Below are 228 nucleotides of genomic sequence, written 5' to 3'. Positions count from 1 at the left end.
AAAATGAGTTTAGAAGATATCCTAATAGCTACTCTTCAATACCTACGTGAATATCGTACTTATGAACAAATTGCAGCTGATTTTGGTGTACATGAAAGCAACCTTATTCATCGTAGTCATTGGGTTGAAGAAGTCTTAGTTCAAAGTGGTTTCACTATTGAAAAAGGAAAAGTAAAGGATACCGATACTATCATAGTTGATGCATCAGAAGTGAAAATTCAACGTCCC

Annotated in this window: 1 protein-coding gene; it reads left to right on the top strand. The window is 34.6% G+C overall.

Going from position 1 to position 228, the window contains the following annotated elements:
• Nucleotides 1-228: transposase family protein (locus E4T71_RS09640; RefSeq protein WP_135039040.1), on the top strand; the 228-nt coding region annotated here is incomplete at both ends.

The organism is Streptococcus sp. WM07, from assembly GCF_004570525.1.
Lineage (GTDB): Bacteria > Bacillota > Bacilli > Lactobacillales > Streptococcaceae > Streptococcus.
Note: the sequence above shows the minus strand (reverse complement) of the source record. Positions and strands in the feature narration are given on the sequence as shown.